Source organism: Xanthobacteraceae bacterium (assembly GCA_019454205.1).
GTDB lineage: Bacteria > Pseudomonadota > Alphaproteobacteria > Rhizobiales > Xanthobacteraceae.
The window spans coordinates 1,387,902-1,402,316 of record CP075369.1 but is presented as its reverse complement, the minus strand read 5'-3'; the positions used below and the strand labels follow the sequence as shown (position 1 = coordinate 1,402,316).

Annotated in this window: 13 protein-coding genes; 6 read left to right on the top strand and 7 right to left on the bottom strand. The window is 61.4% G+C overall.

Features of this window, described 5'->3' with window-relative positions; genetic code table 11:
- Positions 1–48 precede the first annotated feature (48 nt).
- On the top strand, positions 49–1,374 hold the full coding sequence (gene rimO / locus KF794_06885) for a 30S ribosomal protein S12 methylthiotransferase RimO (GenBank protein ID QYK46390.1): 1,326 nt from the start codon (positions 49–51) through the stop codon (positions 1,372–1,374).
- Here rimO and KF794_06880 read toward each other — a convergent pair whose 3' ends face one another.
- From KF794_06880 to KF794_06860, 5 genes are all read right to left on the bottom strand, one after another.
- The gene (locus tag KF794_06880; GenBank protein QYK46389.1) at positions 1,375–3,114 is read right to left on the bottom strand and encodes a PilZ domain-containing protein; all 1,740 of its coding nucleotides are present in this window, start codon (positions 3,112–3,114) and stop codon (positions 1,375–1,377) included.
- A gap of 109 nt (positions 3,115–3,223) precedes the next feature.
- On the bottom strand, positions 3,224–4,198 hold the full coding sequence (locus KF794_06875) for a quinone oxidoreductase (GenBank protein QYK46388.1): 975 nt from the start codon (positions 4,196–4,198) through the stop codon (positions 3,224–3,226).
- 80 nt (positions 4,199–4,278) lie between these two features.
- Positions 4,279–5,031 carry an SDR family oxidoreductase gene (locus KF794_06870; GenBank protein ID QYK46387.1) on the bottom strand — a complete coding sequence of 251 codons (753 nt, stop codon included), beginning with the start codon at positions 5,029–5,031 and terminating at the stop codon, positions 4,279–4,281.
- Positions 5,028–5,792, bottom strand: coding sequence for a TerC family protein (locus tag KF794_06865; protein QYK46626.1), 765 nt, complete (start codon positions 5,790–5,792; stop codon positions 5,028–5,030). The genes KF794_06870 and KF794_06865 overlap by 4 nt, the downstream gene beginning before the upstream one ends.
- An 8-nt stretch (positions 5,793–5,800) precedes the next feature.
- Positions 5,801–6,514, bottom strand: a complete 714-nt coding sequence (locus KF794_06860) for a phosphatidylcholine synthase (GenBank protein QYK46386.1) — start codon at positions 6,512–6,514, stop codon at positions 5,801–5,803.
- 86 nt (positions 6,515–6,600) lie between these two features.
- Here KF794_06860 and KF794_06855 point away from each other — a divergent pair, with 86 nt between their 5' ends.
- The 3 genes from KF794_06855 (at position 6,601) to egtD (ending at position 10,151) form a co-directional block, all read left to right on the top strand.
- Positions 6,601–7,797 (top strand): UbiH/UbiF family hydroxylase, encoded by a 1,197-nt coding sequence (locus KF794_06855; GenBank protein QYK46385.1) that lies wholly within the window; start codon positions 6,601–6,603, stop codon positions 7,795–7,797.
- A 139-nt stretch (positions 7,798–7,936) separates the two neighbouring features.
- Complete coding sequence (egtB, locus tag KF794_06850; GenBank protein ID QYK46384.1) at positions 7,937–9,211, top strand: ergothioneine biosynthesis protein EgtB; 1,275 nt, start codon at positions 7,937–7,939, stop codon at positions 9,209–9,211.
- 4 nt (positions 9,212–9,215) lie between these two features.
- Positions 9,216–10,151, top strand: a complete 936-nt coding sequence (gene egtD / locus KF794_06845) for an L-histidine N(alpha)-methyltransferase (GenBank protein ID QYK46383.1) — start codon at positions 9,216–9,218, stop codon at positions 10,149–10,151.
- Here the strand turns inward: egtD and KF794_06840 are convergent, their stop codons facing one another.
- Positions 10,152–11,252, bottom strand: a complete 1,101-nt coding sequence (locus KF794_06840; protein ID QYK46382.1) for a CoA transferase — start codon at positions 11,250–11,252, stop codon at positions 10,152–10,154.
- A 7-nt stretch (positions 11,253–11,259) separates the two neighbouring features.
- Positions 11,260–12,219, bottom strand: a complete 960-nt coding sequence (locus tag KF794_06835; GenBank protein QYK46381.1) for an AEC family transporter — start codon at positions 12,217–12,219, stop codon at positions 11,260–11,262.
- A gap of 128 nt (positions 12,220–12,347) precedes the next feature.
- Here KF794_06835 and KF794_06830 point away from each other — a divergent pair, with 128 nt between their 5' ends.
- Both KF794_06830 and KF794_06825 read left to right on the top strand, forming a co-directional pair.
- The gene (locus tag KF794_06830) at positions 12,348–13,400 is read left to right on the top strand and encodes a CoA ester lyase (GenBank protein ID QYK46380.1); all 1,053 of its coding nucleotides are present in this window, start codon (positions 12,348–12,350) and stop codon (positions 13,398–13,400) included.
- Positions 13,401–13,441: 41 nt separating this feature from the next.
- Complete coding sequence (locus KF794_06825; protein QYK46379.1) at positions 13,442–14,365, top strand: diacylglycerol kinase family lipid kinase; 924 nt, start codon at positions 13,442–13,444, stop codon at positions 14,363–14,365.
- Positions 14,366–14,415 lie beyond the last annotated feature (50 nt).

Sequence of the window (14,415 nt, the reverse complement as noted above, 5' to 3'; positions counted from 1 at the left end):
CCCGCATGGAACCGGCCGGCCACGGCCCTTCCCTCAAACCGGCCTCTCATGAACGAACGTCCCAATCCCCGCATCAGCTTTGTCTCGCTGGGCTGCCCGAAAGCGCTGGTCGACTCCGAGCGCATCGTGACGCGCCTGCGTGCCGAGGGCTACGAGTTGTCGCGCGAGCACACGGGCGCGGACGTGGTGCTGGTCAATACTTGCGGCTTCCTAGACAGCGCGAAGGCGGAAAGCCTCGCCGCCATCGGTGATGCGCTGGCCACGAACGGCCGCGTGATCGTGACCGGGTGCATGGGCGCGGAGCCGGATTCGATCACGGCGGTGCATCCTTCGGTGCTGGCCGTTACCGGGCCGCAGCAATACGAGGCTGTGGTCAATGCCGTGCACAAGGCGGTGCCCCCGAAGCACGATCCGTTTCTCGACCTGGTGCCGGAGCAAGGCATCAAGCTGACGCCGCGCCACTACGCCTACCTGAAGATTTCCGAAGGCTGCAACAACCGCTGCACCTTCTGCATCATTCCGCGCCTGCGCGGTGATCTCGTTTCGCGTCCTGCCGCGGACGTGCTGCGAGAAGCCGAGCGTCTGGTGAAAGCCGGCGTGAAGGAACTGCTCGTCATCTCGCAGGATACGTCGGCCTATGGTGTCGACGTGAAATACGAGGCGAGCAAATGGCGCGACAAGGAAGTGCGCGCGAAGTTTCTCGATCTCGCGCGCGAACTCGGCTCGCTCGGCGCATGGGTGCGGCTGCACTACGTCTACCCCTACCCCCATGTCGACGAGATCATGCCGCTGATGGCGGATGGCGTGGTGCTGCCCTATCTCGATATTCCGATGCAGCATGGCAGCCCTTCGGTGCTGAAACGCATGAAGCGCCCTGCCTCGCAGGAAAAGCAGCTTGCCCGCATCCAGAAATGGCGGAGCGAAGTGCCGAACCTGGCGTTGCGCTCGACTTTCATCGTCGGCTTTCCCGGCGAGACGGAAGAAGAGTTCGACGAACTGCTCGCTTTCCTTGACGAAGCACAACTGGACCGCGTCGGTTGTTTCAAGTTCGAGCCTGTGCGCGGCGCACCCGCCAACGATCTCGAGAATGCCGTGCCCGACGAAGTGAAGGCGCAGCGTTATGCGCGGTTCATGGAAACGCAGCAGAAAATCAGTGCGCGGCGGCTGAAGCAGAAGGTCGGCAACCGTGAGCCGGTCATTATCGACCGTATCGAGAACGGCATGGCGGTCGGACGTACGCGCGGCGATGCGCCGGAGATCGACGGCGTCGTGCATATCGCGAGCCGCCGCCCGCTCAAGGTCGGCGAGATCGCAACCGTGAAGATCGAGCGCGCGGACGCCTACGATCTGCACGGCACCGTCGCCGGATTCTGATCAGGTTCTGTAGGCGACCCGGAAGCCGCCCCAGTGGCGACCGAGCACGCGGATCGGCGCAACGATTTCCCACATCATGACGATATGCCCGCCGCCCATATCGCGCGGGTAATACTGGATCATGTACGGCCGCGTGTTGCGCGCGGCGGAAAGTCCGGCGCGGTCGTCGAAAACGCGCTTGTTGCGCGCGTTCGCCGTGTTCCACTCCGGATCGTTCGGGCGCTGCGGATGCGAATATTTCTTGTTGTGTACCGGCAAGTAGGCGTTGCGATCGACCGCCGCGCAAAAAACCATGCGCTCGTCGGAAGCGAGCAGCGGTTCCTGGATCGGCCAAAGCTCCTGTTCGAGCGCTTCGACATAGGGCGTGGAATACTGCGGCGGGTTGGTGCCTTCGATGGGTTGATATTTGTTGTCGAACATCACCGCTTCGCTGACCTTGCCGCTCGCGATCAGGCGCTCGATGGCCGCGCCGATTTTATCCGCATTGGCGACGGCGATCTGGATGAACTCGCGGTTTTCGTTGCGGATTACGTCGAGCTTGGTTTTTAGTGCTGCGAGGCTCTCCGGAGAAAGGTCGAAGAAGCTGCAATGAATGCCGAGCGGCGATACGTTCACGACGCGGGCCGGTACGTTGCCGACACCTGCAATATCGACGTGAATATGCTCGCCGATCCGCAAGGAAAGGTCTTTCGTCGTTTTCAGCAGTACGCCACCTTCGCTGAGATCGACCGTCATGGTTCCCGCTTGCACTCCGGCGGCGGTGACGGTTACGCCCCAGTCGCAAGGCAGACGATCGAACCGGCGGCGGTCGCCAATCTCGGTTGCGCGCAGAAAAATGCTGAGGCGTTTGCGTAATGTCTCGGCGAGATCGGCCGCCTGATGGGCGGAGACGTCGATACGGCGGCTTTCGTCGTTAGCGTGAGATGCCGCTTCGTTGATGCTTTTTGCGCGATCCGCGACGGTGCCGATGAAGGTAGAGTTATCGGCGGCGTTGATCGACAGTTCGGTCGTGGTCGCAACCTGTTGCTCAACAGAAGCCGATACCGTCGCGAACAGCGGACGAATCTCGCCGATGAAACCGGCGATCCGGCCCAGCATGTCCATCGATTCCTGCGCGTCCTTGCGCAGGGTTTCGATCTTGCCCGTGATCTCGGCGATGGCCTTCTGGGTTTCAGAAGAAAGCGCCTTCACTTCGTTCGCAACCACCGCGAAGCCGCGCCCGGCGTCTCCTGCGCGCGCTGCTTCGATCGAGGCGTTCAGCGCTAAAAGATGTGTCTGCTTGGCGATTGTTGAAATGATGGTGACGACTTTGCCAATGTCGCCGGACGAAGCCTGCAAACGCGCTATCTGCTTGCCGGTGGTACCCGCCGCCTCCGCCGCTTCGCTCGCAAGGCTGTTGGCGCGATGAATCTGCGTGCTGATTTGCGTTGAGGATTGCGCGAGCTGTTCGGTCGCGGTGGCAAAAGCCGTAACATTCGACTCGGCGGTATCAACTTGTGCGCTAAGGTCAACGGTAGAGCCGAGGATTGACTCCAGCGACCTGCCCGCGCCGCCGACGCTTTCGTGCACGCGCTGCGCTGCTTCGCGTACGTTCCCGATCAGTACGGCAAGATCGGCTTCGAGCAGATCGAGAGATTCACGCGCGCGCTCAAGGGCGGTATCCCCCGAAGACAATACTTCGTCGGCCGTGCGCGGCATGCTGCCGTCACGAAGCGCGCCATCGCTTTGCGGTTTTCTCAAAAGCTCCGCCACGGGCCGAATCGTTTCCTATCCCCGCGAGAGGATAAAACGATTCTGGCCTGGCACATCGGTCTTTCGTCGAAAGTGCAGCGCGAAAAAACCACTGCTGTCAGGGCAATAATACCGTTTGCCCGGTCGTATTCCGGCTTTCGAGGTCGCGATGCGCTTTCGCAACCTCTTTCAGCGGGTAGGTCTGGTTGATCTGAACCTTGACCTTGCCCTTTTCGACGACCTTGAACAGATCCTTCGCGCCCTTCTCAAGCTCTTTCCGAGTGGCGAAGTAATGCACCATGGTCGGCCGCGTGACGATCAGCGAACCCTTTGTGGCAAGGATGCCAAGGTTGACACCATCGACCGGACCCGAGGCGTTGCCATAGGTGGCGAGCATGCCGCGCGGCTTCAAGCTGTCGAGCGAAGCCATGAAGGTGGACTTGCCGACGCCGTCGTAGACGACATCGCACTTCTTGCCCTTGGTGATTTCGGCAACGCGTTTTGCCACGTCCTCGTCGCGATAGAGAATGACATGGTGCGCGCCGTTCTTTTTCGCGATGGCGGCCTTTTCCTTCGAGCCGACCGTCGCGATGACCGTCGCGCCGAGCGCCCGCGCCCATTGCGTGAGAATTTGTCCAACGCCGCCGGCCGCGGCGTGAATCAGAACGATGTGTCCCTTCTTTACCTTGAAAAGCTGGCGAAGCAGATACTGCGCGGTCAGGCCCTTGAGCATCATCGCTGCTGCGGTTTTATCGCTGATTTTCTTCGGCAGCTTGATTGCTTTGTCGGCAGGCATATTCCGCTCGGTGGCATAAGAACCTTGCACGGTGCCATAGGCGACGCGGTCGCCCTTCTTGAAGCCCTTCACGCCCTTGCCGATGGCGGTCACGACGCCTGCGCCTTCGTTGCCCGGCACGAACGGATAGGCCGCAGGCTTGTAGAGGCCGGTGCGGAAATATGTGTCGATGAAATTGAGGCCGACTGCGGTCTGCTTGATACGGATTTCGCCCGGACCGGGATCCGGCAAATTAACTTCCTCGTATTTCAAAACTTCCGGACCGCCGTGCTCATAAACCCGAACTGCGAATGCCATCATTTCCTCCACTGACCGCTTTTCAAGCGGATGTTGTTCTATTCGTTTTTGTTGCCACAAACGAGTGCGGCGGCGCAAAGTCAGCGGCCGCCGGACACACGCAAAATCGTTCCCGTACTGTAGGATGCCTGATCGGACAGAAGATAGAGGATCGCTTCCGCGACTTCTTCCGCACTGCCCTCGCGGCCCATCGGCACCATGGATTTCAGACGCGCGATGCGATCCGGCTGGCCGCCTGCGGCATGGATTTCCGTGTCGATCAGGCCCGGCGCGACGGCGTTGACGCGCACGCCTTCCGTGGCCGCTTCTTTCGACAAGCCTATGGTCAGGGTGTCGATTGCTCCCTTGGATGCCGCATACCAGACATATTCGCCGGGCGCGCCGAGGGTAGACGCCATCGAGCCGACGTTCACGATCGCGCCGCCGTTCCCACCGCGCGCGGTAGACATCCGCCGCACGCCCTCGCGTGCCACCAGAATGGCGCCGGTCGTGTTCACGCCAATCACTTCCGCGATCATCTCCGGGTCCGCGTCCGCGAGCTTGCTGGCAAGGCCGATGATGCCGGCATTGTTCACGAGCGCAGAAAGTTTACCGAGCTTTTGTTCCGTCTCGTCAAATACGCGCCCGATCTCGGCATGCTTTGCCATGTCGCCGCGCAGCGCGATCCCACGCGCGCCTGCCTTCTCGATGTCCGCGATAACCTGTTTCGCGGCAGCTTCGTTCGAGGTGAAATTAACGGCGACGTCATAGCCCCGTTTTGCGGCAAGACGCGCGGTCGCCGCGCCGATGCCCCGGCTGCCGCCGGTAACTAGCATGACTCTTCTGGCGCTCATTTTTTCGTTTTCTTCCTTCTGCGCCGGGTCGTTGCCGCCGCTGTTGCTTCAAGCTCGTTCTTGCGCATTGCGATATTGATGCCTTCCACCAGGCCGGCAAAGGCCATCGAGAAGTAGATGTAACCACGCGGGATCTTGAAGCCCAATCCATCCGCGACCAGCGCAATGCCGATCATCAGCAGGAAGGCGAGCGCGAGAACTTTCGTGGTCGGATGCTTCGAGATGAAATCGGAAATCCAGCCCGATGCCGCGTACATGATCACGATTGCGATGAGCACCGCGATCACCATGATCTCGATGTCGTCGGCCAATCCGATCGCAGTGATGATCGAGTCGAGCGAGAATACGATGTCGATCAGGATGATCTGGAAGATGATGGTCCAGAATGCGGCAGCAGCAACGCCGCGCTTCTTTTCTTCGCGATCGCCTTCCACCGCATGATGCAGTTCCTGCACTGCCTTGACGATCAGGAACACGCCGCCCGCAAACAGCACGATATCGCGCCACGAAAAGCCATGACCCCACAGCGTGAATACCGGGTGCTTGAGCGCGATGATCCACGACAGCAGGAAGAGCAGCGCGATGCGGAAGACCAGCGCAAGGCTCAGCCCGATCTGGCGTGCGCGTTTTGCAGCCTGTTTGCCGAGGCGCTGCACCAGCAACGAGATGAAGATGACGTTGTCAATGCCGAGCACGATCTCGAGCACAATCAGGGTCGCCAGCGCGACCCAGGAAGACGGATCGAAAATCCAGTCGAACATGGGGAAAGTCATGGCTTCGGCGACCGCGCAAATCCTGCGAGAAGAAAATACAGCCCTGTGGCCAGAAATGCGATGGCTACCGGCACCGGCGGCATGAGATCAAAATACAGCACCGCCGCCGACAGTGCGACCCAGATCGCAAGCATCGCGAAGTTCAGCGCGCGTAATCGTCTGACCCGGATAGGATGCAGGAACAGGACCGGCACGAAGGTCAATGCGGAGAACAGCGCGACGATGGCCAGCGAAATCGAGCCTTCGGGCCGGAATACCAGGAGATAGAACACGATGACATTCCAGACCGCGGGAAACCCGCGAAAATAGGCGTCCTCGGTCTTCATGCGGGTATCGGCGAAGTAAAGCACGCCGGTCACCGTAATCAGTGCGCCGGCGATATAGGATTGTGTCGGCGTCAGCAGTCCGCTGCTGACGAGCGCATAGGCGGGTACCAGCACATAGGTCAGGTAATCCACCACCAGATCGAGAATGTCGCCGGACCAGCGCGGCAGACGCTCCTTTACGCGCATGCGGCGTGCGAGCGGGCCGTCGATGCCGTCGATCGCAAGCGCAAGCCCTAGCCAGAGAAACATCTCGGTCCAGCGCTGGCTTGCCGCGGCAACCAGCGCAAGCAAGCCGAACGCGGCGCCGGATGCTGTCAGGATGTGAACGAGAAAGGCGCTGGCAGCCGCTGCGGACGACCGGCTTACCTCAGGATTCTGCGGCATCATTCCTTCTAGCGGATCGGCGGCGAAACCGCACATGGCGCTTCGCATGGTGGGTATGTGCCGGGAACTGTTATAGAACTGGCCACATGCGTGAAGCGGAACGGCAGGCGGAGATTGCGGTAGTCGGCGGCGGCCCGGCCGGCCTTGTGGCTGCGTTGTCGCTGGCACGCGCGGGCTTCGAAACGCTTTTGTTCGCGCCTCCCCCGCCACACCCAGACCGTCGCACCACTGCGCTGCTTGGCGCGTCGGTCGATACGCTTCGCGATCTCGGCGTGTGGGACAACATAGCGGCGAACACCGCACCATTACGCAAGCTGCGTCTGGTCGATGGCACGCGGCGGCTGGTGCGCACGCCGGAAGTGTTGTTCGACTCGGCGGAGCTTGGGCTGGAAGCGTTCGGTTATAATATCGAGAACGAAGTGCTGCTTGCGGCCCTGCGCGAAACTATTGCGCACGAAGCGCATATCAAGACATTCACGTTGCCCGCCGCGCATATCACCCCACGCGACAACGACGTGACGATTGCACTTGCCGATGGCACGGCATTTTCCGTACGCCTTGTCGCCGCCGCGGACGGACGCAATTCGGTGTCTCGCGCTGCCGCCGGGATTAGCACGACGAAGCGGCCGCTGCCGCAATCCGCGATTGCGCTCAACTTCTCCCATTCGCGTCCGCACCACGACATCTCGACCGAGTTTCATCTGGAGTCCGGGCCGTTCACGCTTGTTCCCTTGCCGGGCAACCGCTCGTCGCTGGTCTGGGTCTGCACCCCCGACGAAGCCGAGCGTATCCGCGCTGTAAACGACATCGAGCTTTCTGCGGAGATCGAATGCCGTTCGGCTTCCATCGTGGGCGAAGTGAAGGTGAATGGCGCGCGCGGGATTTTTCCGCTGCATGTCGAGATTGCGGAGCGCTTCGCCGCCAGCCGGGTCGCCTTGATTGGGGAAGCGGGGCATGTGCTTCCGCCCATCGGGGCGCAGGGATTGAACCTCGGTATCCGCGATGCCGTAGCCATCGCAGAAATCGCGGCCCGCAATGCCGCCGATCCGGGAAGCGAGATCGCGATGGCCGCCTTCGACTCGTCACGCAGAACGGATGTCCGCTCACGAGCGATAGCCGTGGAATGGCTCGGCCGCTCGCTGCTGAGCGGGTTTCTGCCTGTTCACATGGCCCGCGGCCTGGGTCTCGAATTTGCTTCGCGGATAGGCCCCCTGCGCCGCCTGATGATGCGGGCGGGGCTTGGCGAGAGCGTTTTTCGTACCCATTTGCGGAACGCTAACTAGGCCAGCGCGTTTTATACTGTTTGGCTGCTCCGGTTTTCATCACCCGACGGACCGCGACTTCCGGAATTTGTGATTCCACCCGCAGCTGGAATACGGCAACAATACAGGCGTAGTCCTCCAGGACCCCGAAGGAGATCGCATGACGGCAGCGGCAGCCTCAGCGCAACAGCACCTTCTTGGCGAGTACCGCCGCGTCAGGGGCGATACCGAGAAACTTGCAGCGCCGCTCTCGCCGGAAGACCAGATCCTGCAATCCATGCCCGATGCCAGTCCCGTAAAATGGCATCGCGCGCACACGACCTGGTTCTTCGAAGCGTTCCTTTTGCAGAAGTTCGAGCCGGACTATCGCCCGTTCGATGAGCGCTTCAACTTTCTCTACAACTCCTATTACGAAGCGATGGGGGCGCGGCATCCGCGGCCGCAACGCGGGCTGCTGAGCCGTCCCTCGGTGGAGGAAGTCGGCCGCTACCGGCGGCATGTCGATCAGGCGATGGAAAAACTGATCGCGCGCGCGGACGGCAATACGAAAAGCGAACTGGAGACGCTAATCGTGCTCGGCTGCCACCATGAGCAGCAGCATCAGGAATTGCTGCTCACCGACATGCTGCACCACCTCTCCTGCAATCCGATCAAGCCCGCTTACATTGAACGCAAGGTGGATGCGGCGGGCACGGCAGCGCCTGCGAAGTTCGTGGAGTTCGCTGGCGGGCTGGTCGAGGTCGGTTACGAAGGCGACGGATTCTTCTACGACAACGAAGGACCGCGTCACAAAACATGGCTGCAACCATTCGCCATCGCCGACCGCGCAGTGACCAACGGCGAATGGCTCGAGTTCATGCGCGACGGTGGCTACGGCAATGTCACGTTGTGGCTGTCCGACGGCTGGTACAAGGCTGGCGAAGAAAACTGGCGCGCGCCGCTTTATTGGGAAGAACGCGACGGCCAGTGGCATTCGATGACGCTGGGCGGTCTGCATCCGGTCAATCCCGCCGCCCCCGTTACGCACATCAGCTATTACGAGGCGGATGCATTCGCGCGCTGGGCCGGAAAACGCTTGCCCCTCGAATCCGAATGGGAAATCGCGAGCGCAGGATTACCGGTAAAGGGCAACACGGTCGGCAGCGGCGAGTTGCGCCCGCTACCTGCGAAGCCGAACGGCGTCGCGCTTCACCAGATGTTCGGCGACGTATGGGAATGGACCGCCAGTCCGTACCAGCCCTATCCGGGTTTTCGCACGGTGCCGGGCGCAGTCGGCGAATACAACGGCAAGTTCATGGTCAACCAGTTCGTGCTGCGCGGCGGTTCATGCGCGACGCCGGAAGGCCATATTCGTCCGACGTATCGCAATTTCTTCTATCCGCACCAGCGCTGGCAGTTCACTGGCCTGCGCCTCGCCCACGATCTTGCGGAGTAAGCGAATGCTCGACAAACCGAAAAGCGAATTCTACGCCGATGTAGTTGCCGGGCTTTCGCGGGAACAGAAATCGATTCCGCCGAAATATTTCTACGACGAGCGCGGCTCGGAATTGTTCGACGCGATTTGCGACCTGCCGGAATATTACCCGACGCGCACCGAAGCCGCACTCCTGATCCGGATCGCCCCGGAATTGGCGGAGCGGCTTAGCAATCATCCGCACATGATCGAATACGGTAGCGGCGCGAGCCGAAAGACGCGGATCGTGCTGGATGCGCTATCTTCCCTGCAAACTTACGTTCCGCTCGACGTTAGCGAGGAATTCCTGCTCGCGACCGCGGATAAGCTCGCCGCCGATTATCCCGATCTTACCGTGCTGCCGGTGGTGGCGGACTTCACTGCTTCCTTCAAATTGCCGAAGGAAGTCTCGGAGGGCGCGAAGACTGGTTTCTTCCCCGGCTCGACCATCGGCAACCTCGGCCCTGAAGGCGCGCGGGAATTCCTCGGCAATGCGCGCAAGCTGCTCGGCAATGACGCAGCGTTCCTGCTCGGCGCGGACCTCGTGAAGAACGAAGACGTATTGCGCGCGGCCTACAATGACGGCGCGGGCGTGACTGCCGAATTCAACCTCAATCTGCTGTCGCGCATGAACCGCGAGCTGGGTGCCGATTTCGACGCCGGCGCCTTTCATCACGATGCCATCTGGAACGGCGACGAGAGCCGCATCGAAATGCATCTGGTCAGCGATGCGGCGCAGACGGTCGCCATCAACGGCCATCGCTTCCGTTTCCGTCCCGGCGAAACCATCCACACGGAGAACTCCTACAAATTCACGCCGGATGCACTCACGAAGCTTGCCAGCGAAACCGGCTGGCGCTCTGAAAAGATATGGGCCGACGAACAATTTCCGTTCGCGGTCGCGCTGTTCTCCGCGGTCTGATTACTTGATCTTCGGGTAGCTTGCATTCGTGCCGCGTGCACGAAACGCCGGGGCGATCGGCACCGGCAGCGCGGGAATGCTTTTCCCCGCGGTCGCGCCCGCGACTGTCTCCGTGAAAAGTCCGCGCTTCACGAAGTGCTCGTCGGCGAGCGCCTCTTCAAGCGTCGCGACAATGGTCACGCAGCAATCCGCGGCTGCGAGTTTCGGCCGCCAGTAGTCTGCCGTCTCGCGTGCGACGATGGCACGCACTGCATCCTTGGTTGCCTGCGGATTTTTGAAGTCGTTGACGAGATCCTGCGGCAGTCCGATCACCGCGCAGAATGCCATCCAGAATTTCTGCTCCAGCGCGCCGCAGGCGACGAACTTGCCGTCGCGCGTCGGATAAATCTGGTAGCGCGGCGAACCGCCCGCGATGATGAGCGAGCCGGGACCGGCGGCCTTGCCGGTGCCGTGCAACGTCGCCAGCCCCATCCACGCGAAGGTGAACATTGCGTCCGCCATTGCGATGTCGAGGTGCGCGCCCTGCCCGGTTTTCTCGCGCGCGATCAGCGCGAGCAGAATGTTGATGACCGCCGGAAACGTGCCGCCGCCGATGTCCGCGACCAGCGCGGGCGGCACCACGGGTGTTTCCTTCGGGCCGGGCGCAAGGGAAAGCAGGCCGGTTGCGCTGATGTAGTTGAGGTCGTGCCCCGCTTCGCCACTGCGCGGGCCGGTCTGCCCGTAGCCGGTGATCGAACAGTAAACGAGTTTCGGGTTGATCTTGCGCAGGTCTTCGTAGCCGAGGCCATGCTTTGCCATGACGCCCGGACGAAACTGCTCGACCAGCACGTCGGCGCGCGCGGCGAGTTCGCGCGCAGCCTTGCGGCCATCTTCGCTGCGCAGATCGCAGATCAGCGATTTCTTGCCGCGATTGAGCATCGCGAACGCCGCGGAGATACCGTCCCATTGCGGCGGATAGGCACGCATATCCTCGCCGCCGGGCTTCTCCACCTTGATCACTTCCGCGCCCGCTTCCGCGAGCATCAGGGTCGCGACCGGTCCGGGCAGCAGCGTCGTGAAGTCGGCGACCACGATGCCACTCAGCGGCTGCTTATTTTGCATTGCAATCTCAGAACAAACTGATGGGCAACTGCTTGCTCGCAATCAGATAGAGCATGGCGGTAACCGTCAATACCGACGCGATGGTTCCGATCAGCACTGCGTTCGACGACTGCTCGATGTAGACATTGTACTGCCGCGCCATCACGAAGGCATTCAGTGCGGGCGGCAGCGAAGCCATTAGCACCGCCGTATAGACCCATACCGGGTTGAAGCCGCCGAGCATTGCCAGCAACAGCCAGATCAGCAGCGGGTGCACCAGCAGCTTGATCGCGATCAGGAGCGGCACTTCGCGCGGTGTTTCGGTGAACGGCCGCAGCGCGACGGTGACGCCGAGTGCAAACAGCGCGCAGGGCGCGGCGGCGTTTTTTAGAAACTCCAGCGTACGGTCGATGGCCGCCGGTGCAGTCCAGTGCGCCCATGCAGCCACGACACCGAGCAGCGTTGCAATGATGAACGGATGCGTGAAGACACGGTGGACGATGAACAGCGTGGTGCCAAGCGCGCCTTTCTTGTCGTTGCCGGTCGCCGCCATCATGATCGGAACCAGCGCGAAGAACAGCGTTGAGTCGAATACGAAGATCAACGCAGTCGGGACGGTCGCCTGCGTGCCAAGCGCGGCCAGCGTCAGGCCCGGACCCATGTAGCCGACATTCGCATAGCCGCCGACGACGCCTGCAATCGTGGCTTCGCGCCAGTCGCCTTTGCGCAGCCACAGCCCGACCAGCAATGCCAGAATGAAAGCCAGCAACGTGCAGAACGACGTGGCGGCCACGAAACGCCAGTTGGCCAGTTCTTCGACCGGTGTTCGTGAGACGGTCTGAAAAAACAGCGCGGGCAGCGCCATGTAGAGCACGAGGAAATTCAGCCAGGCCATCCCGTCTTCGGGAATGCGCGCCAGCTTGCCGCTCGCAAAACCGAGGGCGATCAATCCAAAGAACGGCAGCGCTAGGCTGAGAATGTCGGCCATCGAGAAAGTCCGGAAATACGGCACGGCTCTATCAAGGGTTCGTGCGGCCCGGTCAACCTCATGTTGCAGCGCACTAGCCCTGCGCGCGGCGCTCGGCTACATATTCAGCGAGCAAAACGGGGGCTTTAATGAGCGTTTCGAAACTGCCGCGTAATTTCTACAAGGCGCTCGCCATGGGCGCGCCGGAGCCGCTCCGTGAGCTGCCGGTCCGGCTGGAGCGCGTGATCCAGTTCGTGCCGGGGCACAACGAAAAGGTTCTCTCGAAGGTCCCCGACCTCGCGAAGCAGGTGGATGTCGTCCTCGTCAATCTGGAAGACGCGATCCCCGCCGACGCTAAGGATGCCGCGCGGCAGGGCGTGATCAATGTCGGCCGGAAGGTCGATTTCGGTTCGACCGGATTCTGGATTCGTTGCAACGCCCTCGCCTCGCCATGGGCGTTCGACGATCTGGTCGAGATCGTCGGCGCGGTCGGCAACAAGCTCGATGTGGTGATGCTGCCGAAAGTCGACGGGCCGTGGGACATCCACTATCTCGATCAACTTCTGGCACAACTTGAAGCAAAGAACGGCGTGAAGAGGCCTATCCTTATTCATGCAATTCTTGAGACTGCCGAAGGCGTGAAGAACGTGGACAAGATCGCAAGCGCGTCTCCCCGCATGCACGGCATGAGCTTCGGCCCGGCCGACCTCGCTGCATCGCGTGGCATGAAGACCACGCGCGTCGGCGGCGGTCATCCCGGCTATCAGGTCGTGGCGGATGCCGAGGAAGGCAAAACCGACCGCGTTCGCCATCAGCAGGACCTCTGGCACTACTCCATCGGGAAAATGGTGGATGCCTGCGCGGCGAACGGCATCAAGCCGTTTTACGGCCCGTTCGGCGACTTCGCCGACCCCGAAGCCTGCGAAGCGCAGTTCCGCAACGCCTTCCTGCAAGGTTGTCTCGGTGCTTGGTCGTTGCATCCTTCGCAGATCGAAATCGCCAAGAAGGTGTTCAGTCCCGACCCGCAGGAAGTCGCCTTCGCGAAGAAGGCCATCGACGCCATGCCGGACGGCATGGGTGTAGCGCTCGTTGACGGCAAGATGCTCGACGACGCTACCTGGAAACAGGCCAAGGTGATGGTCGATCTGGCGAAACTGGTCGCCGAGAAAGATCCCTCGCGCGCCAGTCTCTACGCGCTCTAGAGGTTCTGCTAGACTTCTGGCGGGGAGCAAACAGCCGCCGGATGAATACCTTTGTCGCCGTCAACCCGGCGTCCGGAAACGGACGCACGGGAAAGCAATGGCCGCGTATCGCACGATCGCTGCGCGAGGCTATCGGCCCATTCGAGGCAAAGCTCACAAAGACACCGCAGGAAGCTACCCATCTGGTCCGCGGTGCGGTGGCAAACGGTGCCACTCTCGTCATCGCGGTCGGTGGAGACGGCACGATCAACGAGGCAATCAACGGCCTGTGCAACGGCAGCGATAGCGCGCCGCAGAACGTCGTATTCGGTGCCGTGACCAACGGAACCGGCGGCGATTTCCGCCGCACGTTCGAAATTACCGGCGGCGTTGCCGCGTCGATCGAGAGGCTGAAGAACGGAACGGTGCGCAACATCGACCTCGGAGTCGTTACGTTTACCCGTCACGACGGCACCGAGAGCAGGCGCTGGTCGAACAATGTCGCAAGTTTCGGATTTTCCGGAGAGGTCGTGCGCGCCGTCAACGAAGCGCGGTTCAGCAAGTTGCTTGGTGGAAAGATAGCCTTTCTCTGGAACAGTTACAGGGAGCTGCGCCGCTATGACGGTTTTCGCGCGACGCTCGACATCGACGGGCATGTCATCGAGGATGAGTTCTGCATCGTCGCAATCTGCAACGGGCGCTACTTCGGCGGCGGCATGATGGTTGCGCCTGAGGCCGATCCGGCTGACGGCATGTTCGACGTCGTCATTGTCCGGCAAAATCCGAAACTTTCGGTCTTCGATATGCGCCTGCTCTATTCGGGCGCGCACCTTTCGCACCCGAATGTCTCGGTGATCCGCGCGAAGCAGCTTGTGGCGCGCAGCCTTTCCAACCATCCGGTGTTGCTCGACATCGAAGGCGAAGCACCAGGCCGGCTGCCGGCCAGCTTCCGGATTGTCCCTTCGGCGCTCCGCATCCGCTGCTAACGCGAGTTCCCACAATTGTTACCGGAAAAGCGCGGCTTCCTTACCCGGCG

Excerpts from the sequence above, each read along its gene's own strand:
- KF794_06835 (QYK46381.1), bottom strand. The coding sequence starts at position 12,219 with ATGGCCGACATTCTCAGCCTAGCGCTGCCGTTCTTTGGATTGATCGCC.
- KF794_06865 (QYK46626.1), bottom strand. The coding sequence starts at position 5,792 with ATGTTCGACTGGATTTTCGATCCGTCTTCCTGGGTCGCGCTGGCGACC.
- rimO (QYK46390.1), top strand. The coding sequence starts at position 49 with ATGAACGAACGTCCCAATCCCCGCATCAGCTTTGTCTCGCTGGGCTGC.
- KF794_06855 (QYK46385.1), top strand. The coding sequence starts at position 6,601 with ATGCGTGAAGCGGAACGGCAGGCGGAGATTGCGGTAGTCGGCGGCGGC.
- KF794_06825 (QYK46379.1), top strand. The coding sequence starts at position 13,442 with ATGAATACCTTTGTCGCCGTCAACCCGGCGTCCGGAAACGGACGCACG.
- KF794_06860 (QYK46386.1), bottom strand. The coding sequence starts at position 6,514 with ATGCCGCAGAATCCTGAGGTAAGCCGGTCGTCCGCAGCGGCTGCCAGC.
- egtD (QYK46383.1), top strand. The coding sequence starts at position 9,216 with ATGCTCGACAAACCGAAAAGCGAATTCTACGCCGATGTAGTTGCCGGG.
- KF794_06870 (QYK46387.1), bottom strand. The coding sequence starts at position 5,031 with ATGAGCGCCAGAAGAGTCATGCTAGTTACCGGCGGCAGCCGGGGCATC.
- egtB (QYK46384.1), top strand. The coding sequence starts at position 7,937 with ATGACGGCAGCGGCAGCCTCAGCGCAACAGCACCTTCTTGGCGAGTAC.
- KF794_06840 (QYK46382.1), bottom strand. The coding sequence starts at position 11,252 with ATGCAAAATAAGCAGCCGCTGAGTGGCATCGTGGTCGCCGACTTCACG.
- KF794_06875 (QYK46388.1), bottom strand. The coding sequence starts at position 4,198 with ATGGCATTCGCAGTTCGGGTTTATGAGCACGGCGGTCCGGAAGTTTTG.
- KF794_06830 (QYK46380.1), top strand. The coding sequence starts at position 12,348 with ATGAGCGTTTCGAAACTGCCGCGTAATTTCTACAAGGCGCTCGCCATG.